This is a genomic window from Nitrincola nitratireducens, assembly GCF_000585235.1.
GTDB classification, from domain to species: Bacteria; Pseudomonadota; Gammaproteobacteria; order Pseudomonadales; family Balneatricaceae; genus Nitrincola; species Nitrincola alkalisediminis.
Genome location: NZ_AONB01000002.1, coordinates 99,278 through 125,025, shown reverse-complemented (window position 1 = coordinate 125,025; position 25,748 = coordinate 99,278). Strand labels below are relative to the sequence as shown.

Below are 25,748 nucleotides of genomic sequence, written 5' to 3'. Positions count from 1 at the left end.
CCCAGAACTCACTTAGGCGCCATAAAGTGTTGTAAAGGCATCCCCGAGGGTATTAATAATTTGATCCATTTCACTGACGTCCATCGTGAAGGGTAAGCCTAACTGTAACGTGTCACCACCGTAACGTACATAAAGCCCCTTCTTCCAGCATTCCATAGCCACTTCCCAAGGACGACGTGTCGGTTCGCCAGGATAGGCTTCGAGCGTCATACCAGCCGCAAAGCCGTAGTTGCGAATATCGGTAATATGCTTAATGCCTTTTAAACTGTGCACTTTTTCTTCGAAGACGGGTGCTAGCTGAGCGACCCGCTGAATCAGTTGTTCCTTTTCGAGAATATCCAATGTTGCCATCGCGGCAGCACAGGCAACTGGGTGACCGGAATAGGTATACCCGTGCGGTAACTCAACATTGTAATGAGCACCGCCTGCATTCATAAAGGTCTCGTAAATTTCATCCTTGATAATGACCGCTCCCATGGGAATTGCCCCATTGGTAATTTGCTTGGCCACGTTGATCATATCCGGTACGACGTCAAATGCATCGGCACCAAAAGTAGCTCCCGCACGGCCTAAACCTGTGATAACTTCATCGAATATCAACAAAATTCGGTGTTTATCGCAAATCTCACGCAAGCGCTTTAAATATCCCACAGGCGGAACAATCACCCCTGCAGAGCCTGCGAAGGGCTCGACAATCACTGCCGCAATATTCGATGCATCGTGTAGCGCGACTAAATCTTCCAGCTCATTCGCAAGCTCAGCGCCTTCGGTGGGCATCCCCTTACTAAACACCATGCTTGGGCGCCAAGTATGGTTCAGATGGTCAGACTCCATGGCCTGTCCCCACATCTTGCGATTGCCGCCAATTCCACCAAAACTAATACCGCCCCAACTGGCACCGTGATACCCCTTGGCACGGCCAATGATCCGTGTTTTTGTCGCTTCACCACGTTGACGCCAATAGGCACGCGCAATCTTGGTTGAGGTATCGGCTGACTCCGAACCCGAATTGGTAAAAAACACCTTGTTCATGCCCGCAGGCGACATATCCGCAATACGCTCTGCCAGTTGGAATGCCAATGGATGACCGTATTGGAAGGCTGGCGCATATTCAATCGTGGTCAGTTGTTTGGCCACGGCTTCGGCAATTTCAGGACGGCTATGGCCCGCACCACAGGTCCAAAGACCCGATAGACCATCAAGAATCTTTCGCCCTTCAGCATCGTATAAGTAGTTGCCTTTGGCATGGGTAATGATGCGTGGATTGGCTTTGAACTCTCGGTTTGAGGTGTAAGGCATCCAATAGGCATCGAGTTGTTTATCGGTCAATCCGGCGGCGTGTGCTTGATTCATCATCGTCCTCATTTGGGCTTCGCCCACAAAGCTCACTGTTCAGTGCAAGAAGGTGTATTAAGGACATACTAAGCAACCTCATTGGTTACATAAATCTTAACTTTTAAACTTTTAGTTTAGAAAAAAAGAAACTATTCTACACAGACCTCCTAAGGGTAACCAAACCAAGACAAACAGAGCACGAAGGCAACACAACTAGCCGTCAACCTCATCCGGACAGCGTCATTCATGAAGAAGAAAAACACCTTACGGCAAGTCTCCGATTTCGATTTAAAACTCTTACGCCTGTTCAAGACCATCGTTGAATGCGGTAGCTTTTCGGGGGCAGAGGGGGCGCTCGGCATGACAAAATCAGCGATTAGCCTGCACATGAGCGACCTTGAAAAGCGACTCGGTTTACGGTTGTGTCAACGAGGGCGCAGTGGCTTTTCTTTAACCGATGAGGGGGCCGAAGTACTAAAAGCGGCCGAGTCTTTGTTTTCATCCATCGAAGACTTTCGCAGTCAGCTCAACAAAATCAGTCATCAACTGAAAGGTGAGTTGAATATTGGTATCGTGAATAACCTTGTCACTCAGCCACAAATGAAAGTGACTCAGGCATTAGAGCACTTAAGCCAGTTCAAGGGAGATGTCAAAATCAATATCAGCATGAGCACGCCATCTGAGATTGCCAAAGGACTCTTCGATGGTCGTCTGCATGTCGGCGTGATTCCTTGGACAAATACTCTGTCTGGGTTGGAATATCAGCAACTCTACGAAGAAACCTCTTACTTATATTGCAGTAAACAGCATCCCTACTTTGACACCCCTAGAGCCCTTAGCTCAACGGAGTTACGTCAAGCCAGCACAGTGATTCCAAGTTTCCCGATGACGCTAGAGGCCATTGAAATGCATCAGTCGCTCTCATGCACGGCGTCTGCTTCGGATCGAGAAGGGATTGCGTTTCTGATTTTGACAGGAGCCTATATAGGCTTTTTACCCGATCACTATGCGGCCAACTGGGTGAACAAAGGCGAAATGAAACGCCTGAACGAAGACACCTTGGCTTTTAGCACACCTCTGGCGGTGATTACGCGCACAGGGCGGCGATCAAACCTGGTGTTAGAGCAGTTTTTAGGGGCTTTGTCTCTATCCTGAACAGGCTCGCTCCCTTTGCATCTGAGCGAGCCTGTGTCTATCCATAGTTTAGCGTGTTGCAAACTTACACTGCTGCCGCATTCACACCCCGGTTCGCCCAACGTGTAAAGCGCTTCTCCATCCATGCAAACAGCTCGTACATCACCACGCCCATGACCCCAATTACAATGAGGCCAGCAAACACCAATGCCATGTCCATGGATGAACTGGCCGCCATCATTAAATAGCCAATGCCCATGTTCGATGCCACGGTTTCGGATATCACGGACCCCACAAAGGCCAGCGTAATCGCCACCTTTAGGGATGCGAAAAAGTAGGGTAAAGCTCGCGGCAGTCCCACTTTACGCAAAATATCAAGCTTCGAGGCTCCCAAAGAGCGCAAAACATCTTCCAACTCTGGCTCAAGCGTTGCCAGCCCTGCCGCCACATTCACTAAGACGGGGAAAAACGAGATCAGAAAGGCCGTCAGTATAGCGGGAACAGTCCCTATGCCAAACCACACGACCAATACAGGGACAAACGCCACTTTTGGAATACTATTAAACCCAACCAATAAGGGGTACAGGGCCTTGTAGACAATCGGATAGGTACCGACCGCCACACCTAATACCACGCCCACCACCACGGCAATCGCAAACCCCACAAGGGTCGTAAAAAAGGTTTGCCAAGCATGCATCATGATCGGTTCCCAACGCGCGATGCCCGCCGACCAAACGGCAGAGGGGGCTGGGAAGAGGTACTCGGGGACGTTAAGCCCTACGCAAATAATTTCCCATATCAGTAACAACAGCAGGATGAGCATCCAACTGGCGTTTTTAATCATGAACTTTCTTCGATTAAATGCCATTTTATTCTTTCCTTCTCAGGACTTACGAATGGAGCCAATATGCTCGCGTAAGACATGGACTTGGGCTGCAAAAGGCTCAGTGTAGGTCACCGCGAGTGTACGAGGACGCTCAATGGCAATGTCTCGTTTGACCAATATCTGACCGGGGCCTTTACTCATCACATACACGGTATCAGCCAAAAACACAGCTTCGCGCAAATCATGCGTCACCAAAATAACGGTAAAGGGCTGCTCCTGCCAAAGGTCTTGCAACATGCACCACAGCTCTTCACGCGTAAACGCATCCAAAGCACCAAAGGTTCATCCAACATCAGCAACTGAGGTTTATGAATTAATGCACGGCAAATGGACGCCCGTTGCTGCATTCCACCCGACAGTTCCCAAGGGTATTTGTGCTCCCAGCCTTTGAGGCCTACACGCTCAATGAGCTCCATCGCCATGGCCTCGAACTCTTTGCGTTTGCGCCTGAGTTGTGAGCGATAGGGTTGCACGATTTCTAAGGGCAACATGACATTTTCAAGCGTGGTTCGCCAAGGCAACAGATTCGATGCTTGAAAGGCCATACCGATGCATTTTTGAGGGCCGCCTATCTGGCGTCCATCAATATAGACATAACCTGAGGTGGGCTCTGATAAGCCGGATACCAATTTCATCAGTGTTGATTTACCACAGCCTGAAGGCCCAACCACCGCGATAAATTCATTTTGCTGAACCGACAATGATATATCTTTAATTGCCAGCGCTCCCCCTTCCTCGTAGGCTAAGCTGACTTCTTCAAACTTTACAAACGCCATAAAGACTTCTCGAATACTGAAAGGTGTCCGGTATCACCGGACACCTCATATTAATGGGGAAGGATGCGAGTGCTCTTCTCAGGTAACATCGCAAAATTGAACAGGGTCTCAGCATCTGGCGTACTGCTCAGTCCAAACGACTCAACGGCTTCATCAATGGATTGCTTGAGACGATCAAGCGTAACGGCTCCTAGGCCTTCCTCACGGGTTTCATCCGTCACCACCTGAGCGTCAAGCGCTAAGGTTAAACGACGCAGCTCCAAGCCTTCATTCACCAAAGGATCACGCTTCGACACATACTTAACCGCACTTTCAGGATCCGCGATGGTTTCCAGCAACGCTTTATTAAACGCTCGGTTAAAACCGGCCACGGCTTCAGGTTGCTCAGCCAACATTTTCTTGCTGGCAATGATGGCATTGCCATACAAAGCCACACCATAGTCGGCATAAGGCATCACGGTAATCTCATCTAAGGAGACACCGCGCGCTTCAAGATTTAACAAGCTGGTAAAGTAAAATCCTGTGATGGCATCCACTTGGCGACGGGCAAGCAGGGTTTCACGAATCGCAGGGTCTACACTTTGCCAAGTGACAGAGTCGACAGCTAAACCATTGTGTGCCGCAAAGGATGGCCAAGCTTTACGGCCTGCATCAAACACGGGCGCCGCGAGTGTTTTACCAGCAAGATCAGCGGGGGTATCAATACCAAACTCTTTGAGCGTGAAAACAGCAGCAGGGGTTTGGTTATAGAGCATATACACAGCCTGGATACCAGCGTCTGCATTGGCAGATGCGTACTCAACCAAGGCACTAAAGTCAGCAAAGCCCATATCATACGCGCCAGTTGCCACACGGGTCACCGCTCCAGCGGAGCCATTACCTGAGTCAATCGTGACATTTAGCCCTTCTTCCAAAAAGTATCCCTTTTCTAAGGCCATCAAGAAGGGTGCAGACGGCCCTTCAAAGCGCCAATCTAAGGTGAAATTGATTTTAGTAGCAGGGCTACTTTGAGCCAATCCCAAGGTCGGAAAGGTCAGCACAGCCGCCGCACCACAAAGTGCAGCCAGCTTTTTGAGTGATCGGCGTTTTGCAATATTCATGGTTCATCCTTATATCACGTTAGGCCCGAAACAAGGACAGGGCGTTGTTAAGGGGTAAATTCATCAGACGTATTAAAGGGCCAGGGAAATAGAGAACATGCTAACAAGAAGACTCTAGAATCTGACCACTCAGTCAGATTCTTACAAGCAAAGGCTGTGCCAAAGACACTATGATAAAGGTCGCTTACAGCGGAGCCCAATCGTCGGCTAGCGGTATTGCATTCAAACTTACCTATATAAGGGTCAATGTGTAATCAACTGATCCCTTAGCCGTTTGAGATTCCACGCTACACTCACACCGATTGATCAGAATAAAACCCTCGCGACGCACCAAAACGGGGATGTATATCGAACAAGGTTGCTTCAAATCAGAGCAGCTTTGCAACGATCATCAGCCTCCTCTGCACATAATGACGTTATGAAGAACCGTTACGCTTAGGCAGAGGATTGATTCCAACGTACACAATTCCGACCTTCGCGCTTGGCTTCATACATTGCAGAGTCGGCTTGGCTGAGCATATCATCGGGAGAGGTCGCATCAAGCGGAAAGGATGAAATACCGATACTCGCGGAGATAGCGAGGTCAATCTTGTCAATTCGAATCGGAGCTGCAAGGCTATCTAAGAGTTTTTTAGCAACGAGGTTGATGTGAGCAGGTACAGCACTGTTTTTAATCAATACTGCAAATTCATCCCCTGATAAACGTGCCACGGTATCAGACTCACGTACTTCGTTCAGCATCCGCTCCGCGCACACTTGCAAAACCCGATCACCTACGGCATGTCCCCAAGTATCATTAACCGCTTTAAAACCATCCAAATCAATAAAAAGTAGTGCGAAACTCTGTCCGTATCGACGACTTTCGACAATGCTTTGCTGGAGCCGATCATTGAATAAACTGCGATTTGGCAATCCCGTTAAAGCATCGTGTGACGCTTGGTATGCAAGTCGTTGCTCTGCCTTTTTCTTTTCGGTGATGTCATCCAGCATCATGATGTAGTTGGAAAGATGACCATCTGGGCGATCCAACCGGTGCATTCTCATCAAAAATGTGAGTGCTTCGTCAGGGGCATGAACGGTCACTTCTTTCTCAAAGCATCCCCCTTCCTCTAATTGAATCTGTATATCAGGCCAGCAACACTGTCCCAATAAAACATCCAAGACACCATCCAATGTTTGTGTGACCAATGATGCATCGCAGGACTGCATGAGCATCGAAAACGCTTGGTTGCGTTGTTTGGCGCGAAGATGTGAGTCAAACACGGCAATGGCTGTGTGGGTAATATTAAACACTGCTTCCGATAAACGAGCCGTTTGATTAAATGCATGACGTAAAACAGCATAGTGAACCGCTTTTCGAAGTGCACGGGGTTCCTCACCTTTCACGAGGTAATCCTGAGCACCCGCCTGCAAAGCATCTTGGATCAGTTTGTTATGTAATACACTCGTCAAGATTACCACAGGAATATCAGCACAGTGACGGCGTAGCGTTCTTAAGGTTTCGATACCCTGGCTGTCTGGCAGCATCAAATCCAGTAATACAACATCAAATTCGTCCTCCTGTTGAGACAGCTGCTCAATGGCTTCTTTTAACGAGGTCACGATTTCAAGATGGAAGGTTTGACCATCCGTGATTCGAAATGCATAACGAATCAGCTCAATATCACCAGGTTCATCCTCCACGAGCAAAACTCGACAAGATTTCTCTGACTGTAAAATGGAAGTATCATTCATAAAGCTCTCGTATCGCTCTTTGGCAGTGTAAAGATCAAACGGCACCCTTGATTAATACCCTCTGATTCTGCATGGATCGATCCACCGCAACGTTCAATAATTTTTTTGCAAATAGACAGACCTATACCCGTTCCTTCATATGCACTGCGCGGATTTAAGCGTTGAAACACTAAAAAAATTCGGTCAAGCTGATTCTGCTCCAGTCCAATCCCTTGATCTTCAACTATAAATTTATAGCTGTTTTCTACCTCCTCTGCATAGAGGACAATAGTCGGTAATTGAGATGGCTGTCTAAACTTAATGGCATTACTGATAAGATTTTGAAAAAGACGCACCCCTTCATTATGAGGCAGGTAAACCCTTGGCCATTCCCCTTCCAGAGAAATAGACGCCTGAGATTTAACAATATCCGGATGCAAATACACCAAAGCCTCCTGTACGAGTGCTAGGCTATCCTGCTCTATAATCGGCTCGCCATCATGGCCAATCCGTGAGTATTCAAGCAGTGCCATCAGCATTTCATCCATTCGCTGACCTGCTTCGAGCACATAACTCATTTGCTCTTTTGCCTCTTGATTCTCAGCAATTGAGGGATGCGCACTCAGTATGCGACTAAAACTCACAATCATTCGTAAGGGTTGGCGCAAGTCATGAGAGGCAATGTAAGCAAACTGCTCCAATTCATCATTCGAACGTTTCAACGCATCAGAGTAATGGGTTAAATAATGCAACTCCTGCTGCTTTAAATCTAATTCCAAACGTCGTCGCCGTTCGATTAACCAACCACACAGTGCAAGTATGAGCGTGGCGCTAGCAAGAAAAAAACTAAATTTAAAGCGTTCATTTTTAACAAATGCCTGATAGTCCAACATTAACGGCTCTAAGTCACTTGTTACAACAACTAAAAGAGGCCAGTTTTTTAAGTGCTGATAATGTATTTGGCGTAAACGTCCATCCACAGGCGCCATACCGCGATAACTATAATCATCAGGCGGGGCTCCCTGCCATTGATGTAAGGTTTCAATGACTGTGCCGGGCTCAATGGCACCAAAAGGAACCCGATAAATTACCTCGCCATCAAACTTCAAAAGTGCCGTTGTTAACCCTAAACCTGCAGAAATACCTCCTAAATCATCTGCTAATCGTTCAATATCTAAAGCCGCCATCAGAACGCCAGAAAAGGTATCTTGATGACGTAATGGACGGGCAACTGCAATAAAAAGCCTAGAGTCTTTAACCCGCGAGTGCTTGGGTGAAGAGAGGTACGGAACATCATCTAAAGAGTTCTGAAAATGTTGAAAATAGGCTCGATCTGATAAATGTGGCCTTTCTTCATCTCGAGACCAAGTATCAACGTCACCTTCAGCATTGATCAATAGATAATCCAGTAGTTCTGTATTCACCTCCTTTTTAGCAAGCATGATTTTTTGAAGAGTGATAATGTCTTCAGGGGATTCAAACCATAGGTCCCTTAAAAATAACAACGAACGATCAACTTCAGACAGCTTGGCCTCAACCAACTCTTTCTGAGTCAATGCCAAGGCACGAACATTTGCCTCACTTTGCATCAATGCACGATTCAAGTAACCACGGGTCGTTTCAAAATAAAAGTAACTCAACACCGTTAATAAAAAGACCCAAAGGACCATTAATGAGATGCGGGTTAATGTCATATCGGGCATCCAGCCTGATAACCCAGTTACCAAGCGCTTCATCTCAGCCCCCTCATATTGAAATCAGTCATCCAATTGATAGCCTTTCGCTTGTATTCGAAACAATTCGGCATAACGGCCATTCAGCGCTAACAAAGAGTCATGATTACCTCGCTCAACAATACAGCCCTGTCGCATGAGGATAATGTGATCTGCACTGCGGACACTGGAAAAGCGATGCGAAATTAGAATCACCATTCGCCTCTCCGTATGGCGCCGAAAGTGTTCAAAAATCTGTGCTTCGGCTTCTGCATCCATCGCGGCGGTCGGCTCATCTAAAACAAGAATATCGGCTTTAGAGCGCATAAAAGCACGCCCCAGTGCAATTTTTTGCCACTGTCCACCAGACAGCTCTTGCCCTCCTTGAAACCATCGACCTAATTGAGTGTGGTACTGTTGGCTTAAATCGTCAATAAATTCACTGGCCAAGCCCAAACGTGCGGCTTCTTTCCAACGCGTTTCATCATCAAAGGCTGACACATCGCCCGCACCTAGATTTTCACCCACTAAGAGCTGATAGCGCACGAAGTCTTGGAAGATGACACCAACACGCTCACGCAGCACGTGCGGTGCCCAGTCGTTAAGATCATTGCCATCCAGCAAAATGCGCCCACTGGAGGGTGTATACAAACGAGTCAGCAATTTAATCAGGGTCGTTTTTCCCGAACCATTTTCGCCCACCAAGGCCAAGGATTGTCCCGGCGGCAAATGAAAACTCACATTATCTAAGGCAGGTTTTGTCGCCCCGGGGTAAGTAAAACAGACGTTCTCAAAGACAATTCCCTGCGTCGGGTCTTGTCCTTGGGTTAACACCCCTGCTTCCTTTTCCACAGGCTGCTCTAAATACTCGTAGAGATTCGAAAGATATAAGTTGTCCTCGTACATGCCACTAATCGCAGTTAGATTGGTACTGATCGCGCTTTGTCCTTGTTTGAACACCAGCAAAAACATGGTCATCTGTCCAAGCGTAATCATGCCTTGTATGGTGTCGACTACTATCCATACATATGCACCATAAAACGCCAAGGTCCCTAACAGCCCTAGTACAAATCCCCAGAGATCGCGCCGAATGATCAGGCGCTTTTCTGCACCAAACAGCGTGTTGAAAATCTCACGGTATTTATCCAAAAAACGAGGGCCTAAGCCAAAGAGCTTTACTTCTTTAATGCTATCTTCTCTGGCCAATAACGTTTCCAAATAAAGCTGTTTGCGCAACTCTGGGGAGCGCCATCGCGACAGCTGGAAAGCATCGCCCGAAAATTTAGCTTCGGAAATAAACACTGGCAATGCCGCTACAAATAGAATCAGCAATACCCAAGGCGAAAACTGAATGAGCAGAATCGAAAAACTCAAAAGCGCGAGTGAGTTTTGAATCAGGCTGAAGGTTTTGTTTACCAAGGCTAAAGGACGTGTCGAAGCCTCGCGGCGTGCACGCGTCAGCTTGTCATAGAACTCAGAGTCTTCGAACTGCTCTAATGACAGCGTTTGCGCCTTTTCTAGAATCATGACGTTCACTCGCTGCCCCATGAGTGCGCGTAATATGGATTGTTGTGCCGAGAGTCCTCGCTGTGCAGCCGCCAACATCATCAACACTAAGGCTTCTAGCAATACCCACTGAATCACGGGCTTATAGTCAACGGCCAGTCCTTGCGCATTCAGCGCAACGGAACTTACCACTTCATCAACAATCAATTGACCTAAGTAGGCAGCAACCGCCGGCAAAACACCAGCGACCAGCGTTAAGAGTGTCAACCCCACCGTCAGGGGCTTCGATGTACTCCACACCAACTCTAACGCTCGACGACTGTACTTAAAGACTGAAAAGAAGTTTTTCAGTGTGTTTTGGATAGGAGACACTGGTCGGGACACTTGAGCGCGCAATTCACGTTCCTTAACACAACTTAACATATGAGTATGTTATGATTTTACAAGATTTAAGCCGTTATTGCTTATCCACAAGGAGACAATTATGAATACACCCGTCAAAGTCTGGGATTGGAGTATCCGTGTTTTTCATTGGTGTTTACCCCTTTTGCTATTTTTACTTTGGTTCTCCGCCACTCAGAGCCAAAGCTTTGATGCCTTAGAACATCATATGCTCCTCGCGCAAATACTCATGGGGTTGCTCGTGTATCGGGTTATTTGGGGATTTATCGGAACGCCTGCCGCTCGTTTCAGTCGTTTTTTGGTCGGCCCAAAAACCCTAGTTGAATACACTCAGTCCATCCTAACCCGCAAGCCTTTACACTATGTTGGCCATAACCCGCTGGGTGGCTTGATGGTCATCGTCTTACTGGGTGCGGTTGGTTTTCAGCTACTTACAGGCTTGTATACCAGTGACGACATTCTATACTCGGGTCCCCTTTACAGCAGTGCCAGCCGAGATACAACGCGCTGGATGTCCAGTTGGCATCATCAGTTTTTTGATTACATCCTGATCTTAGTGGGTCTTCACCTGCTGGCCATTCTGATACACAAACTGATGGGAGAGGGGCTGGTAAAAGCCATGTTTACGGGCAATAAGCCATCAGAAGGTGCTCAGGATTTAGCAAAACTAGAACCCACGTTGGTATCCTTTCCGTGGATACGCTTTGTCATTGCTGTTTTTTTAGCCCTAGCGAGCGTGGCTTACATCTTCTATTTTTAAGGCACTCTGCTCTTTGCGTTGCATTGGATGCAGCAAAGAGTAGATAACGGGTACCAGCAACAGTCCCACCAGGGTTGAAAAACTTAAACCAAATACGATGGCCACCGCCAGTGGCCTCAACATTTCTGAGCCTTCACCTATACCAATTGCCAACGGCAGCATCCCCGCAACAGTGGTTAAGGTCGTCATCAAAATAGGCCTTAACCGAAGTTTTGCGGCTGCAATAATCGCCTCATCTCGCAACATGCCTCGGTCACGTTGCAATTCAATATACTCAACCAGGACGATTGCATTATTAACCACAATCCCCGCCAACATAATCATACCTAGCCAAACGGGCATCGACAGCGGCATGTCGAGCAAGACCAAACCACCCGCAACACCTATGGCTGAAAAAGGCACACTCAGAATAATAATCACGGGGTTACGCAACGACTCGTACTGCACAGCCATCACCACAAACACTAAAAACAACGCCAGGCCTAATAAAATGCCCGTTAAGGCTTGTCCCTCTTGTAAGGCTTGACCGGCTCCTCCATCAAATCGAGAGTAGCCTTCGGGCATCTGCATATCCGCTAAACGCTGATCGATCTCCTGCATCACATTCGCTAAGGAGTAACCGTTCATTAAGGAGGCGCTGACGTCCACCACTCGCATTTGACTGTCACGACGAATATTACCGGGCGCTTGCACAACCGAGACACTCACCAAGTCCGATAGATAGACAGGATCAGCATTGCGACCATTGACGAACAGCATGACAGATTCAATATCTTGTATGTCTCGAGTCAAATCTGCTGAAAAACGAATACGGATATCGTAACTACGCCCTTGCTCAACATAGTCATTTACCACACGTCCTTCCAATGCCATCAGCAGTGCGCTATTGATGTCCACTACATCAATTCCAAGTGCCGCTGCTCGTTCTCTATCCACTCTAAAATCCAGCTCTTGGGTTTCTTCTTCCGCCGAAAACGCCAAGTTTTGTAGACCCGGAACCCCTGTTAACCGCTGCAGCGTTTCACGGGCTAAGCGATTAAGCTGTTCAAGATCATCGCCCTGAATGCGAATACTGATGTCATCATCGCCACTGCTGGTACGAATACCTCGCACCCCCTGAGGCCTCAGTCTGGCCTGAATACCCGCTAACTGCAGTTCAGCAATCGCGCGGTTGGTTCGATTAATCCACTCTTGTGAACTGAGTTCCCGATCCGATAAGGGCACGAGCTGAATGGTCATTGAGCTTGATTGGCCGCTTCACGAGTGGAGCGGCCCCATACTCCGCCACCCGATACAACAAACAAACGCTCGACTAATGGGTCTTGCTGGATAAGATGCTCAATCAGCAAAACGCGCTGATCCATCTCTTCCAACGTAATATCCGGGTCGGCAATCAATCGCGCTTGTATCTGACCATCATCCATTGCGGGAAGAAAAATTTCGGCACCCTTCAAAAAAACGGGCGCTGCGTATGCTAAACCTGCCACGAAAACAATGGGGACCATCCAGCGCACCTTGAGCACCTTAGCAATAAACGCCGAATACGCCACTTGCAAACGGTAGATGCCAGCATCCACAATTTTTCTAAACCTCGAGGTTTTATGGGTAATCACACGTGCAGATAAGGCTGGAACAAGCGTCAACGCAATCACCATCGACGCCACAACTGCCGCCGAAATGGTGATGATCAGCTCACGGAACAAAAGCCCCACTAAGCCACCGACAAATAAGAAAGGTAAAATAGCGGCTAAATTTGTCGAAGTTGACGCTAAAATTGCAGAATTAACCTCTGCCGCTGCATTCGCCGCATCCTCATGACTACCCTCACCTTCACGTTGATGCCGATAAATATTTTCCAGCATTACAATGGTGTTATCCACCAACATTCCTACGCCGAGGGCCAATCCACCTAACGTCATGATATTCAAGGTCAGGCCACTTGCACCCATCAATACAAAGGTCACCATTACAGCAATAGGAATGGCGCTACCAATGATTAGTGTCCGGCGAATATTGCCCAAAAAGAAATACACCACAGACATCGCTAAAAGTGCACCGCTGACCACCGCAATCACAGAGTTATTGAGCGCTTGTTTAACAAAATACGATTGATCAGACAGGGGTTGGATAAAGATATCGGCCGGTATTAAATCCTGATCCTTTAACCACTGCATTCGCGCGTTGACATTATCAGCGACAGTGATGGTGTTGGCATCAGGCTGACTCTGAATTGATAACTGAACACTGGGAATACCATCGGCTCGAACGCGTATACCTTCATCTTTATGTGTATCTAGGATTTGAGCTATTTCATCCAGATACACCACGCTGCCGTCAGCGAGACGGATCGTCAGTTGTGCCAGCTCAGCCACTGACTCAAAGCGCCCACTAATGCGACCCGCAATGTCTTGACTGCCCCCCCGTAAGCGTCCTGCGGCATCTTGACGATGGTTACGGTTCAGCGCATCAATGACATCCTCAACATCTAAGCCCAAACTGGCAAGACGTTTGGGATCTGGCAAAATCCGAATTTCTCGCTCAAGCCCACCACCGACCTCCGCCGATGCCACTCCTGGTAGGTTAATAAACCACTTTGAAAACACATCGTCCGTCCAACTACGCAACTCAATCGAGTCCTTCAGTGCCGAACTGATGGCAAATTGCATCACCGGTATCTGCGACGGGTCGCGCTTAAAGATGGTGGGTTGTTCGACACTGCTGGGTAAAAAGCGGCGGGCTCGGTCTAAGCGAGTACTGGCATCTCGCAGCGCGATATCAATATCCTTGCCATAGGGAAAAATCAGGTCAACACTTGAGCGCCCAAGCTCGGTTGACGATTGAATACTCACCATATCCTCTGTAACGGCAAGCTGCTCTTCTAAGAAGCGCGTCACCTGATCTTCCATCACCAGTGCTGGCACGCCCGGATCAGTCACTGTCACCCGTATTTCAGGGTAAATCAAACGTGGGAGTAAATCGATAGAGAGTCGACCTAATGAAAAAAGACCGAGTATTACCACCGCCAACGCCAGCATAGTCACCCCGACAGGGTGCTCAATTGACCAGCCCGCAAGACCCGCACCATGACGTAGGTTAGCTTTTGACATCAGCCCGCTCCATTTCGCAAGGCTAAAGGGGTTACAGGTGTAACCCGACGACCATCAGTGAGCCCCATAAAACCACGAATGACAATGGACTCGCCATTGGACAGGCCCGCAATGACTTCCACTTGATCAGCAATACGCTGTCCTAGTTGAATGGACCGTTTTTCGACCTCATTATTTGGGTTCACCACATAGACATAGTTCTCACCCTCCACTCGAATCGCTGAAAATGGAACCATCAAACGCTCAGCGATGGCACTGGTCAAGCGTACTCGAACCAACTGGCCGGATCGAGCCGATGACGGTAAACCGGATGCCGTAATCTCTAACTGGCCACGACGTGTTATCGGATCAATATCGGGATAGATGCGGCTAATGTACGCTGGAAAGCGCGATGAGCCTGCCGTATCCAACTGTAACTCAACTGCATCACCGACCGATAACAACACCAATTCCTGCTCCGACACTCTCAGATCCACTCGTAATACTGAGGGATCTGACAGGCTCATCAGGTGTGTATTTTTGGCAACAAATGCACCAGGCTCCACCAAACGCTGCGTCACAACGCCAGCAAACGGCGCTGTCATTTTTGCAAAAGCCATACGAACATCCAACAATTCACGTTCAGCTCGCAAAACCGCTAAATCTGTTTCACGTCGTTGCAACTCTTCTGCCGAGATCAAATTTCGTCCTGCCAAGGAGCGAGCGCGTTGCAAATCACTGTCGGCACGACTGAGTTCAGCCATCACTCGACGACGCTGGGCACTCAGCTGCGTATCATCAAGCTCGGCTAGCACCGCTCCGGCCTCAACGCGATCACCCGGATGATAGGGCAAATGCAGAAGCTGCCCTTCCTCACGCGTGAATAAATCGAACGTCTGCTGTGCTCTTAAATTTCCTGTACGTACACGATCCGCGCCCACCATTACAGGTGTCACTTCAAACAACTCAACTAGATGAGGACGTGGCGTTGGCACAGAGGCAGGGGTTGCTGCCGTTTGGGCCTCACACCCAATTAGAGCAAACATTAAGAGCAGTGTTAGCATGCACCATCGATAGCGCCAAGGAGAATGCATTGAATACCTATTCATACCATTAAAAACACACAAATACTTACGAAAATAAACATGAACGCGATCATAGAGTTCGAGCTCTGGATTCGCCACCGCTCTCAGCCACGTTTCACAGCCTTATCTTTGTCACTCTGATTAATGACATCAAAATACCATAGAAGTGCGTCACTATTACGTCTATTCAATGCTCTTTTACAAAAATAAAAAAGGCCGCATCCCTGTCAATCAGGATGCGGCCTTGTTGTCAGTCTCGGTGAATTAGTGCCCTAATACCTGACTTAAGAAGAGTTTAGTACGCTCAGACTGTGGATTATTAAAGAAAGACTCAGGGTCGTTCTCTTCAATAATTTGACCAGCATCCATAAAGATGACGCGATCTGCCACTTTCTTGGCAAAGCCCATTTCATGCGTCACGCAAAGCATTGTCATCCCTTCACCCGCCAACTCAACCATAACGTCCAGTACTTCTTTGATCATTTCAGGATCCAACGCCGAGGTTGGCTCATCAAAGAGCATGACACGTGGGTTCATACACAAACTACGAGCGATGGCCACACGTTGCTGCTGTCCACCCGATAACTGCCCTGGAAACTTATTGGCCTGATCCGGAATCTTCACACGCTCAAGAAATTTCATTGCAATTTTTTCGGCTTCTTTCTGTGGCATTTTTTTCACCCAGATTGGAGCCAACGTACAGTTTTGCAACACGGTCAGATGTGGGAATAAATTAAAGTGCTGAAACACCATCCCCACTTCTTTACGAATTTGTCCGATGTTCTTCAAGTCATTGTTTAAAATAACGCCATCAACAATGATGTCCCCTTCTTGGTGTTCTTCAAGATGGTTAATGCAACGAATCATCGTCGACTTTCCCGATCCCGACGGACCGCAGATAACGATTTTTTCGCCCATTTTGACATCCAAATTGATGTCTTTAAGCACATGGAACTCACCGTACCACTTGTTGACGTTTTTCAGAGTAATGATGTTGCCAGTTTCTTGTGTCATAAACCAAAACCCCTGTTAGCGCTTATGGCCGGTATTAAGTTTGTTTTCTAAATAAATACTGTAGCGCGACATACTGAAACAGAAGATCCAGAACATAAAGGCCACAAATAAATACCCCTCGGCGGGATAGCCCAGCCAAGCAGGGTCTGCCAAGGCTTGACGCACCATCCCCAAGATATCCAACAGACCAATAATCACGATCAAGCTGGTATCTTTAAACAAGGAAATCAAGGTGTTCACGATTCCTGGAATCATGATCTTCATTGCCTGAGGCAGTACAACCAAAAACATTTTTTGCCAGTAACTCAGCCCCAACGCATCGGCACCTTCAAATTGCCCTTTGCTAAGCGCCTGTAAGCCACCCCTCACCACTTCGGCCATATAAGCCGACTGGAACATGACAATACCGATCAAGGCTCTCATCAATTTATCAGCATCTGTTCCACCGACAAAAAACAAGGGCAACATAACGGAGGCCATGAAAAGAATCGTGATCAGCGGAACACCGCGCCAGAACTCAATAAAGATGACACAGACCATGCGTATCACAGGCATTTCGCTTCGGCGCCCTAACGCCAGCACCACACCAATAGGAATAGCGACCACTATACCAATCAAGGCCAGCACAAGCGTCAACATCAACCCGCCCCAACGATGCGTCGGGATGACCTCAAGACCGAAGCCGCCATATAGAAGCACGTAAGCCAGTACCGGATACACGGTCAATGCCAAAATGGCCCCTAGCTTCTTGAACGGAATGCGCGGGATTGAAAGCCAAATCAAGAATCCAATCAACAGAATGAACGCCAAATTGGGCCGCCAATAGCTATCCTCCGGATAGAAGCCGTACATAAACAGGTTAAAACGTACACTGATGAAAACCCAGCAGGCTCCACCACTGGTACAATCGGCTCTGGACGAGCCAACCCAGTCAGCATTCACAAACGCCCAACTCAAAAATGGCACCAAAACAGACCAGAGCACATAAGCAGTCAGCAAGGTGATCACAGTATTTGGGATACTTGAGAATAGATTTTTTCTTGCCCAGCCAATCGCACCAATTTCGGTTATGGGTGCAGGACGGGCAGGTTTGGGTACAAATTCAGACATATCTATCGCTCCACCAACGCCACACGACGGTTAAACCAGTTCATAAAGGCTGATACCAGCAGACTGATGGTTAAATACACCAACATTGTCATACTGATGATTTCGATGGCTTGCCCTGTCTGATTGAGTGTTGTTCCTGCAAATACAGACACCAAATCGGGATACCCTATCGCGGTTGCCAAAGATGAGTTCTTTGTTAGGTTCAAGTATTGGCTCGTCATTGGAGGAATCATGACGCGCATAGCTTGCGGCAGAATGACTAATTTCATTCTATGCCCTTCGTTAAGACCTAGCGCTCGACAGGCTTCTGTTTGTCCATGAGAGACGGACTCAATGCCTGAACGAACGATCTCACCGATATAGGTACTGGTATAGATGGTTAACGCAAACCACAAAGCAATCAGCTCAGGAAGGATTGTGATCCCACCTCGGAAGTTAAGCCCTCTTAACTCAGGGTAATCCAACATAATTGGACGTCCAGTGATAAAAAAGCCAATCACAGCCGTACCTAACAAGATGGCAATGGATGTCCAAAACACAGGGAACTGCTGACCCGTATCGCGCATTCTACGTTTTGCCCAAATAGCGAGGGCGACTACCGCCACCACAGCGGCCACTAACAGTGCGATATAAAAGGAAAACCCAGCATCAGGAACCGGTTTGGGTACAAACACACCCCGTATGTTGATAAAGATACTTTCCCCAAACGATAAACTATCTCGTGGCCTTGGTAGAGTTTGTAACACCACGTAATACCAAAAGAAGATCTGTAACAACAGCGGTATATTTCGTAGAATTTCCACGTAGACCATGGAGATTTTTCGCAGCAGCCAGTTCGGTGATATCCGGCTGATACCAACCACCACTCCCAAAAAGGTTGCAGCAATAACCCCCAAGAAAGAGACAAGCAAGGTGTTTAATAAGCCGACAAAGAAAGTACGACCAAACGTAAAGGTTTCGTTATATTCAATAAGTGTTTGTGAAATACCAAACCCAGCGGGTTGACTTAAAAAACCAAACCCTGTGGATATGCCTCGTTGATTTAAGTTTGTCATGACGTTACCTACGATCGTCATCACAAAATAAAGCAATAGGCCCAGAATTAACGCTTGAAAGAAAAGACTTCTCGCCGTTGGATTGTAAAACAGACGAGAAAGCCCATTACGGTTATTTGGATTCATGATGTAATCAGCCCCATAAACGGCTAGGAAAGCCCAGCAAAATCGAAGCGACCAGCACAAGCAAGGGATCTCCTTGCTCGGCTGATCATTAGGCTAATAACCGATTAACGGACAGGAGGCGCGTATTGCAGACCACCATCGGACCACAGCGCGTTCAAACCACGAGAAATGTTCAGCGGTGAACCCGTACCAACGGTACGCTCAAACACTTCACCGTAGTTACCCACTTGTTTAGTAATGTTGAATGCCCAGTCGTTGCTGACACCCAACAATTCACCCATATTGCCATTTACACCCAAGAAACGCTGGATTCCAGGGTCATTAGAGGACTTCATTTCCTCTGCATTGGCTGTTGTAATACCCATTTCTTCAGCATTGATCATGGCGTAAAGAGACCATTTCACAACGTTGAACCAAGCATCATCGCCTTGACGAACAACAGGCCCTAAAGGTTCTTTAGAAATAACTTCTGGCAGAACAACGGCTGAATCTGGATCAGAAAGTTGGATTCTTAACGCGTAAAGCTGAGATTGGTCAGAGGTTAATACGTCACAACGACCCGCTTCAAAACCACCAACGGTTTGATCAGATGTATCGTAAAGAACAGGCTCGTAGCTCATGCCGTTAACACGGAAGTAATCCGCTAGGTTAAGCTCGGTTGTCGTACCGGATTGGATACAAACAGACGCTCCATCCAATTCTTTGGCGGTGTCTACGCCTAAATCTTTGCTAACCAGGAAGCCTTGACCATCGTAGTAATTCACACCGGTAAAATTCAGACCCAGTGACGTATCGCGTGTCAGTGTCCAAGTTGTGTTACGGGATAAAATATCGATCTCGCCTGATTGCAGTGCGGTAAAGCGCTCGGTTGCTGTGAGTGATACAAAGTTAACTTTTTCGGCATCACCAAAAACAGCTGCCGCAACTGCACGGCATACATCAGCATCGATGCCTTGCCAACGACCAGAACTGTCGGTTGCCGAGAAGCCAGGAAGACCATCACTGACACCACACTGCACTGCGCCTCTGTTTTTAACCGTTTCCAATGTGTTCGCATGAGCTCCAGCAGTTGCCATAATCGCGACTGTAGCGCCTACAAGTGTTGCAATCTTCTTCATGTAAAATCTCCCATGAACATTATTTATTGTTTTACGCAACATTAAGATGTCACGCATAAACGCCCGAGAGATAATGCAATCCGCATGCCAAAGAAGTGTAACTACTTCAGAAGGAGGAATCTTCGAGCGTTCATGCCGCTTCTATTTATTAAAAGGCTTTAGCTTGATAGAAAATAGCGCAAAAAATGGAAGATGAACAGCAGAATTTTAGTAAAAAGCGCAGTTTGGTGCATTATTTTTTAATAATGGTCTAAAAACCTAGTTCGCTATCTAAGGATTGAAACTAAAAATAGACTTCAAACATAAAATGCAGATCTCTTATAACCAAGGCATAAATTAACCTTTGTTAATTAAGAAATTAGTTATAGGGGAAGGGGTGTAAGTAAAAAATTTTAAAACAAAAAAAGAGGGCTAGTACAGCCCTCTTCAGCGGTAAGATGCTTAACGAACCGTCACGTCTAGCAAGCCAGCCTCATAACGATCCGCCATATTTTCAAGTGAAATCGGCGTAATTTTGCTCGCATGACCCGCCGTACCAAAGGCTTCATAACGTGCGATACATACATCTCTCATCGCCGTCATTGTTTCTTTTAGGTACTTACGCGGATCAAACTCTGATGGATGCTGCGCTAGGAAGCGGCGTACAGCGCCCGTTGAAGCCAAACGCAAGTCGGTATCAATATTCACTTTGCGCACACCGTGCTTAATCCCTTGTACGATTTCCTCTACAGGCACACCATAGGTTTCTGGAATTTCACCACCGAATTCGTTGATGATCGCCAGCCAGTCTTGTGGTACAGAGGACGAACCGTGCATCACGAGATGGGTGTCTGGAATACGCGCATGAATCGCTTTGATTCGCTCAATGGCCAGGGTATCGCCTGTGGGTGGACGGCTAAACTTGTACGCACCATGCTGGTGCCAATAGCAATTGCCAACGCGTCAACACCGGTTTTCTTAACAAAGTCCGCAGCCTCTTCTGGGTCTGTCAGCATTTGATCGTGAGACAGGATGCCTTCGGCTCCAATGCCATCTTCTTCGCCAGCCTGCCCTGTTTCAAGGGATCCTAAACAGCCCAGTTCCCCCTCAACAGAAACACCGCAAGCGTGCGCCATTTCAACGGTGCGACGCGTCACGTCAACGTTGTACTCATAGGTTGTCGGTGTTTTGCCATCTGGGCCTAACGAGCCGTCCATCATCACAGAGGAAAAACCCATCGCGATTGAACGCTGGCAAACCGCTGGACTGGTGCCATGATCTTGGTGCATGCACACAGGAATTTGCGGAAACTCTTCAATGGCAGCCAGAATCATATGACGCAGGAAGTTTGAACCTGCATACTTACGTGCCCCAGCAGATGCTTGCACGATAACAGGTGAGTTGGTTTTTGCGGCCGCTTCCATAATTGCACGCATTTGTTCTAGGTTATTTACGTTAAACGCAGGTATGCCATAACCGTATTCTGCTGCATGATCCAGCAGCTGTCGCATAGAAATAAGAGCCATCAGAAATCCTCAACTGACTAAATTTAAAATAATTTTATTCTGCTGCACGCTGCTCAAGCATGGCGACAGCGGGCAATACCTTACCCTCTACAAATTCAAGAAATGCACCACCGCCTGTTGAAATATAAGACACTTGTGCTGCAATTTCATATTTATCGACGGCGGCCAAGGTGTCACCCCCACCCGCAATCGAGAAGGCATCGCTTTCCGCTATGGCTAAGGAAACCGTCTTTGTGCCTTCACCAAACTGGTCAAACTCAAACACACCAACGGGGCCGTTCCAAATAATCGTCCCAGCCGATTTCAGTAACGCAGCGAGATTCTGAGCTGATTGAGGACCTATATCCAAAATCATCTCATCTTCTGCGACCTCGTCCACTAGCTTAATAACAGCGTCTGCCGTCTCAGAAAACTCTTTGGCCACAACCACGTCGACAGGCAACGGAATGTTCACTTTGGCCATCAAGGCTTGAGCGGCTGGAATCAAATCATGCTCGCACAGTGATTTTCCAACAGGCTTACCTGCTGCGGCTAAGAAGGTATTCGCTATCCCACCGCCTACAATTAACTGATCGCACTGATCGGATAAGGAGTTCAGTACTTCAAGCTTTGTGGACACCTTCGACCCACCGACGATCGCCATCATCGGACGCACAGGATTCGCCAACGCCTTTTCAAGCGCATCCAGCTCATTGGCTAAGAGAGGTCCAGCACAGGCAATCGGCGCAAACTTAGCAACACCGTGCGTTGATGCCTGAGCACGATGGGCCGTACCAAAGGCATCCATAACAAAGACGTCACATAAGTCCGCCATGGCTTTAGCAAGTGCGTCATTATCCTTTTTTTCACCCGCATTGAAGCGAACGTTTTCCAGTAATACCAAGTCCCCTTCCGCCACTTCAAATGGCGTGTTAATCCAATTACGAATCAGGGGAACTGGACGCTTTAACACCCCAGACAAGTATTCAGCAACGGGCGCTAAAGAATATTTTTCGTCAAACTCACCTTCGGTTGGACGTCCCAGGTGAGACATAACCATGACTTTAGCACCAGCTTTCAATGCCAACTCAATGGTGGGTAAAGAGGCGCGGATTCTGGCATCAGAGGTAACCTTGCCATCCTTAACTGGAACATTAAGATCTTCGCGGATCAACACCCGTTTACCGGATAGATCCAAATCTGTCATCTTAAGCACGCTCATACTGAGTAGTCCTGTTTTGTCTGAGTAGTTTAATTAAAAAGTTAACGTTGATTTAACCAATACTGCGCTACATCCAGCATACGATTAGCATAAGCCCATTCATTATCAAACCAACACATCAGCTTAAGTAAGCGTCCACCTGACACCCGGGTCTGCGTCCCATCGACAATGGTCGAGCGATGATCACCGTTAAAATCAACGGAGGCATGCGGCTCTTCTGTGTAGCCAACCAAACCGAAGTGTGCAGTTGACTCCGCATAGTCTTTCAGCAAGCGGTTCACCTCTGCAGGCGTTGTCGACCGCTCAACATTGACTGAAAGATCCATTAAAGACACGTTAATGGTCGGCACCCGAACATGCAAACATTCGAAACGACCTGCAAGGTGGGGCAATAATCGATCAATGCCTTTACTTAATCCCGTATCCACTGGAATGATCGAATGCAAAGCACTTCGCGTCAAACGTAGATCGGTATGATGGTAACTATCAATCACGGGCTGATCGTTCATCGCAGAATGGATCGTCGTTGTGACACCATTCAGGATACCATAGGCTTTATCCAGCACATCCAACACCGGGATTAAGCAGTTCGTGGTACAAGATGCGGCGGATAACAAACGATGCTCAGGTTTAATCAAGTGATGATTAAAGCCATACACCACCGTTGCATCAATATCAGGTTCAGCTGGATGCGAAAACAACAAGCGCTTAGCACCGCTGCGTAAATGCTGCTCGGCAGCCTCACGGCTCGAAAAACTGCCCGAGCACTCCATCACCAAATCAATGTCCAGTGACTGCCAAGGCAATTCGTTCGCGCACGAGATTCCCAACACCTGTATTGAATCCTGGCCGATCAACAACTGATCGTGCTGATGAGAGACCGACAAGGGAAAGCGCCCATGCGTCGTATCGTAACGTGTTAGATACGCCAAGGTTTCAATATCGGCTAACTCATTGAGCGCTACAATCTTAAGATCTGATTGCAGCCCTCTTTGATACACCGCTCTAAGCAGACTTTGGCCTATACGACCGTAACCATTGATCGCAACTCGAAACGTCATTCTACTGCTCTCATCAACACGCCTGCTCAGGTGGTGGTATTGTTAAACGTTGATAACGGAGTTTGCCGTTTTTACTAGGTTATCAAGGGTAAATCCAAAGTGAGCAAACAGCTCATTTGCTGGGGCAGACTCACCGAATGACGTCATTCCCACGATCGCACCTTGCAAACCGACATATTTGTACCAGAAGTCAGCCTGAGCCGCTTCAACCGCCACTCGTGCAGTGACTGCAGCCGGAAGGACTTGTTCACGGTAGGCGGTATCTTGTTTATCAAAACGCTCAGTACAGGGCATAGAGACAACACGTACCGCTTTACCTTCAGCGCTGAGTGCATGCGCTGCGTTAACCGCCAACTCCACCTCAGAGCCTGTCGCAATCAAAATAACATCGGGCACGCCAGCACTGTCTAGCAAAATATAGCCACCGCGCGCGATGTCAGCCACCTGCTCCGTAGAGCGTGGTTGATGTGCTAAGTTCTGACGAGAGAAAATCAAAGCGCTGGGACCGTCTACGCGCATAACAGCAGATTTCCAAGCCACAGCCGATTCCACCGCATCGCAAGGACGCCAAGTTTCCATGTTCGGTGTATGACGCAGGTTAGAGATTTGCTCAATCGGCTGATGTGTTGGTCCATCTTCCCCTAAGCCGATGGAGTCATGGGTATACACGAAAATAACACGCTGTTTCATTAATGCCGCCATGCGAACTGCATTGCGTGCATACTCCATGAAAACAAGGAAGGTGGCGCCATAAGGGATGAAGCCGCCATGAAGGGCAATGCCATTCATGATTGCGCTCATGCCAAACTCACGAACACCGTAATAGACGTAGTTACCCGCCGCATCGTCTTTGCTGACGCCTTTCGCGCCAGCCCACAGCGTCAAGTTAGAACCCGCCAAGTCAGCCGACCCACCCAAAAACTCAGGCAAAATCGGTCCTAACGCATTGAGTGCATTTTGCGAGGCTTTACGCGTCGCAATGGTTTCGCCTTTAGCCGCAATGTCTGCGATCCAAGCATCAACCTGTGTTTCGAAATCCGCAGGCAAGTCGCCACTTAAACGACGCAACAGCTCCGTGGCCAACTCAGGATAGGCTGCATTATAGGCAGCTAAGCGCTCATTCCAGTCATTTTCAGCATGCTGGCCGGCTTCACGCGCATCCCAGTCATCGTAAATTTCCCCTGGAACATCAAAGGGTAGATGTGGCCACTGCAATTGCTCACGTGCCAGTAACACTTCATCGTCACCAAGAGGCGCGCCGTGACAATCTTCTTTACCCTGTTTATTGGGCGATCCAAAGCCAATAATGGTTTTGCAGCAGATTAACGTGGGTTGCTCTGTATTGGCTTGCGCCTCTTCAATTGCTGCACGGATCTGATCTGCATCGTGACCGTCAACATCAGCAATCACATGCCAGCCGTAGGCTTCAAAGCGTGCTGGGGTATTATCGGTGAACCAACCTTCAACCTCGCCATCAATTGAAATGCCGTTATTATCCCAAAATGCAATGAGTTTACCTAAGCCAAGCGTTCCTGCCAAAGAGCAAGCTTCATGAGAAATACCTTCCATTAGGCAGCCATCACCTAAGAATGTGTAGGTGTAATGGTTGATAATGTCATGACCTTCTCTATTGAACTGAGCAGCGAGCACTTTTTCAGCGAGAGCAAAACCCACGGCATTGGTGATCCCTTGGCCCAAAGGTCCCGTAGTGGTTTCAACGCCAGGACAATAGCCATACTCTGGATGCCCAGCTGTTTTGCTGTGCAGCTGACGGAAGTTTTTTAAATCTTCGATGGAGACATCGTAACCGGACAAATGTAGCAAAGAGTATATCAGCATTGAGCCATGCCCGTTTGAGAGTACAAAACGGTCACGATCAAACCACAAAGGATTAGCCGGATTATGTTTCAGGAAGTCGTTCCATAGGACTTCAGCTATATCAGCCATTCCCATGGGGGCTCCGGGGTGACCGGATTTTGCTTTCTGGACAGCGTCCATGCTCAATGCACGAATAGCATTGGCAAGTTCACGGCGAGAGGACATTGACTCAACTCCTGGGTCTA

Annotated in this window: 20 protein-coding genes and 1 pseudogene; 2 read left to right on the top strand and 19 right to left on the bottom strand. The window is 47.8% G+C overall.

What is annotated here, in order from left to right; all coding sequences use genetic code 11:
- Positions 1-12: 12 nt before the first annotated feature.
- Positions 13-1,356, bottom strand: a complete 1,344-nt coding sequence (gene aptA, locus D791_RS03050) for an omega-aminotransferase AptA (RefSeq protein ID WP_036507654.1) — start codon at positions 1,354-1,356, stop codon at positions 13-15.
- Positions 1,357-1,581: 225 nt separating this feature from the next.
- On the opposite strand from aptA, the gene D791_RS03045 reads away from it, so the two are divergent.
- Entirely contained in the window at positions 1,582-2,490 is a 909-nt protein-coding gene (locus D791_RS03045; RefSeq protein ID WP_036507652.1) for a LysR family transcriptional regulator, read from the top strand.
- A gap of 64 nt (positions 2,491-2,554) precedes the next feature.
- Here the strand turns inward: D791_RS03045 and D791_RS03040 are convergent, their stop codons facing one another.
- From D791_RS03040 to D791_RS03015, 7 genes are all read right to left on the bottom strand, one after another.
- Positions 2,555-3,337: an ABC transporter permease gene (locus D791_RS03040; RefSeq protein WP_036507650.1), complete on the bottom strand. Its 783-nt coding sequence runs from the start codon at positions 3,335-3,337 to the stop codon at positions 2,555-2,557.
- Between the two features lie 15 nt (positions 3,338-3,352).
- Positions 3,353-3,592, bottom strand: coding sequence for a hypothetical protein (locus D791_RS20620; protein WP_237748491.1), 240 nt, complete (start codon positions 3,590-3,592; stop codon positions 3,353-3,355).
- A complete protein-coding gene (locus tag D791_RS03035; protein WP_237748490.1) occupies positions 3,544-4,131 on the bottom strand; it encodes an ABC transporter ATP-binding protein in 588 nt (195 codons plus the stop codon). Before D791_RS03035 ends, D791_RS20620 begins: the two co-directional genes overlap by 49 nt.
- Positions 4,132-4,181: 50 nt before the next feature.
- The gene (locus D791_RS03030; RefSeq protein ID WP_036507648.1) at positions 4,182-5,231 is read right to left on the bottom strand and encodes an ABC transporter substrate-binding protein; all 1,050 of its coding nucleotides are present in this window, start codon (positions 5,229-5,231) and stop codon (positions 4,182-4,184) included.
- A gap of 435 nt (positions 5,232-5,666) precedes the next feature.
- The gene (locus D791_RS18760) at positions 5,667-6,965 is read right to left on the bottom strand and encodes a diguanylate cyclase (protein ID WP_051514082.1); all 1,299 of its coding nucleotides are present in this window, start codon (positions 6,963-6,965) and stop codon (positions 5,667-5,669) included.
- On the bottom strand, positions 6,962-8,680 hold the full coding sequence (locus D791_RS03020) for a sensor histidine kinase (protein ID WP_036507647.1): 1,719 nt from the start codon (positions 8,678-8,680) through the stop codon (positions 6,962-6,964). The genes D791_RS18760 and D791_RS03020 overlap by 4 nt, the downstream gene beginning before the upstream one ends.
- Before the next feature lie 21 nt (positions 8,681-8,701).
- A complete protein-coding gene (locus D791_RS03015) occupies positions 8,702-10,558 on the bottom strand; it encodes an ABC transporter ATP-binding protein (RefSeq protein WP_237748489.1) in 1,857 nt (618 codons plus the stop codon).
- Positions 10,559-10,646: 88 nt separating this feature from the next.
- On the opposite strand from D791_RS03015, the gene D791_RS03010 reads away from it, so the two are divergent.
- Complete coding sequence (locus D791_RS03010) at positions 10,647-11,324, top strand: cytochrome b/b6 domain-containing protein (RefSeq protein ID WP_036507645.1); 678 nt, start codon at positions 10,647-10,649, stop codon at positions 11,322-11,324.
- On the opposite strand, the gene D791_RS21335 is transcribed toward D791_RS03010, so the two are convergent.
- The 11 genes and pseudogenes from D791_RS21335 to tkt form a co-directional block, all read right to left on the bottom strand.
- On the bottom strand, positions 11,292-12,563 hold the full coding sequence (locus D791_RS21335; RefSeq protein ID WP_202806801.1) for an efflux RND transporter permease subunit: 1,272 nt from the start codon (positions 12,561-12,563) through the stop codon (positions 11,292-11,294). The genes D791_RS03010 and D791_RS21335 overlap by 33 nt on opposite strands.
- A complete protein-coding gene (locus D791_RS21330; protein ID WP_202806800.1) occupies positions 12,560-14,431 on the bottom strand; it encodes an efflux RND transporter permease subunit in 1,872 nt (623 codons plus the stop codon). Before D791_RS21330 ends, D791_RS21335 begins: the two co-directional genes overlap by 4 nt.
- Positions 14,431-15,504: an efflux RND transporter periplasmic adaptor subunit gene (locus D791_RS03000; RefSeq protein WP_157682219.1), complete on the bottom strand. Its 1,074-nt coding sequence runs from the start codon at positions 15,502-15,504 to the stop codon at positions 14,431-14,433. The genes D791_RS21330 and D791_RS03000 overlap by 1 nt, the downstream gene beginning before the upstream one ends.
- A 255-nt stretch (positions 15,505-15,759) precedes the next feature.
- Positions 15,760-16,509 carry an amino acid ABC transporter ATP-binding protein gene (locus tag D791_RS02995; protein ID WP_036507643.1) on the bottom strand — a complete coding sequence of 250 codons (750 nt, stop codon included), beginning with the start codon at positions 16,507-16,509 and terminating at the stop codon, positions 15,760-15,762.
- A 15-nt stretch (positions 16,510-16,524) separates the two neighbouring features.
- Complete coding sequence (locus tag D791_RS02990) at positions 16,525-17,619, bottom strand: amino acid ABC transporter permease (RefSeq protein WP_036507642.1); 1,095 nt, start codon at positions 17,617-17,619, stop codon at positions 16,525-16,527.
- 2 nt (positions 17,620-17,621) lie between these two features.
- On the bottom strand, positions 17,622-18,800 hold the full coding sequence (locus D791_RS02985) for an amino acid ABC transporter permease (protein ID WP_036508084.1): 1,179 nt from the start codon (positions 18,798-18,800) through the stop codon (positions 17,622-17,624).
- A gap of 104 nt (positions 18,801-18,904) precedes the next feature.
- Positions 18,905-19,918 (bottom strand): amino acid ABC transporter substrate-binding protein, encoded by a 1,014-nt coding sequence (locus tag D791_RS02980; RefSeq protein WP_036507641.1) that lies wholly within the window; start codon positions 19,916-19,918, stop codon positions 18,905-18,907.
- A gap of 441 nt (positions 19,919-20,359) precedes the next feature.
- A pseudogene (gene fba / locus D791_RS02975) lies at positions 20,360-21,423 on the bottom strand (class II fructose-bisphosphate aldolase).
- A gap of 34 nt (positions 21,424-21,457) precedes the next feature.
- On the bottom strand, positions 21,458-22,624 hold the full coding sequence (locus tag D791_RS02970) for a phosphoglycerate kinase (RefSeq protein ID WP_036507640.1): 1,167 nt from the start codon (positions 22,622-22,624) through the stop codon (positions 21,458-21,460).
- A 41-nt stretch (positions 22,625-22,665) separates the two neighbouring features.
- Positions 22,666-23,685, bottom strand: a complete 1,020-nt coding sequence (locus D791_RS02965; protein ID WP_036507638.1) for a type I glyceraldehyde-3-phosphate dehydrogenase — start codon at positions 23,683-23,685, stop codon at positions 22,666-22,668.
- 42 nt (positions 23,686-23,727) lie between these two features.
- Positions 23,728-25,728, bottom strand: coding sequence for a transketolase (gene tkt / locus D791_RS02960; RefSeq protein WP_036507635.1), 2,001 nt, complete (start codon positions 25,726-25,728; stop codon positions 23,728-23,730).
- Positions 25,729-25,748: the final 20 nt, after the last annotated feature.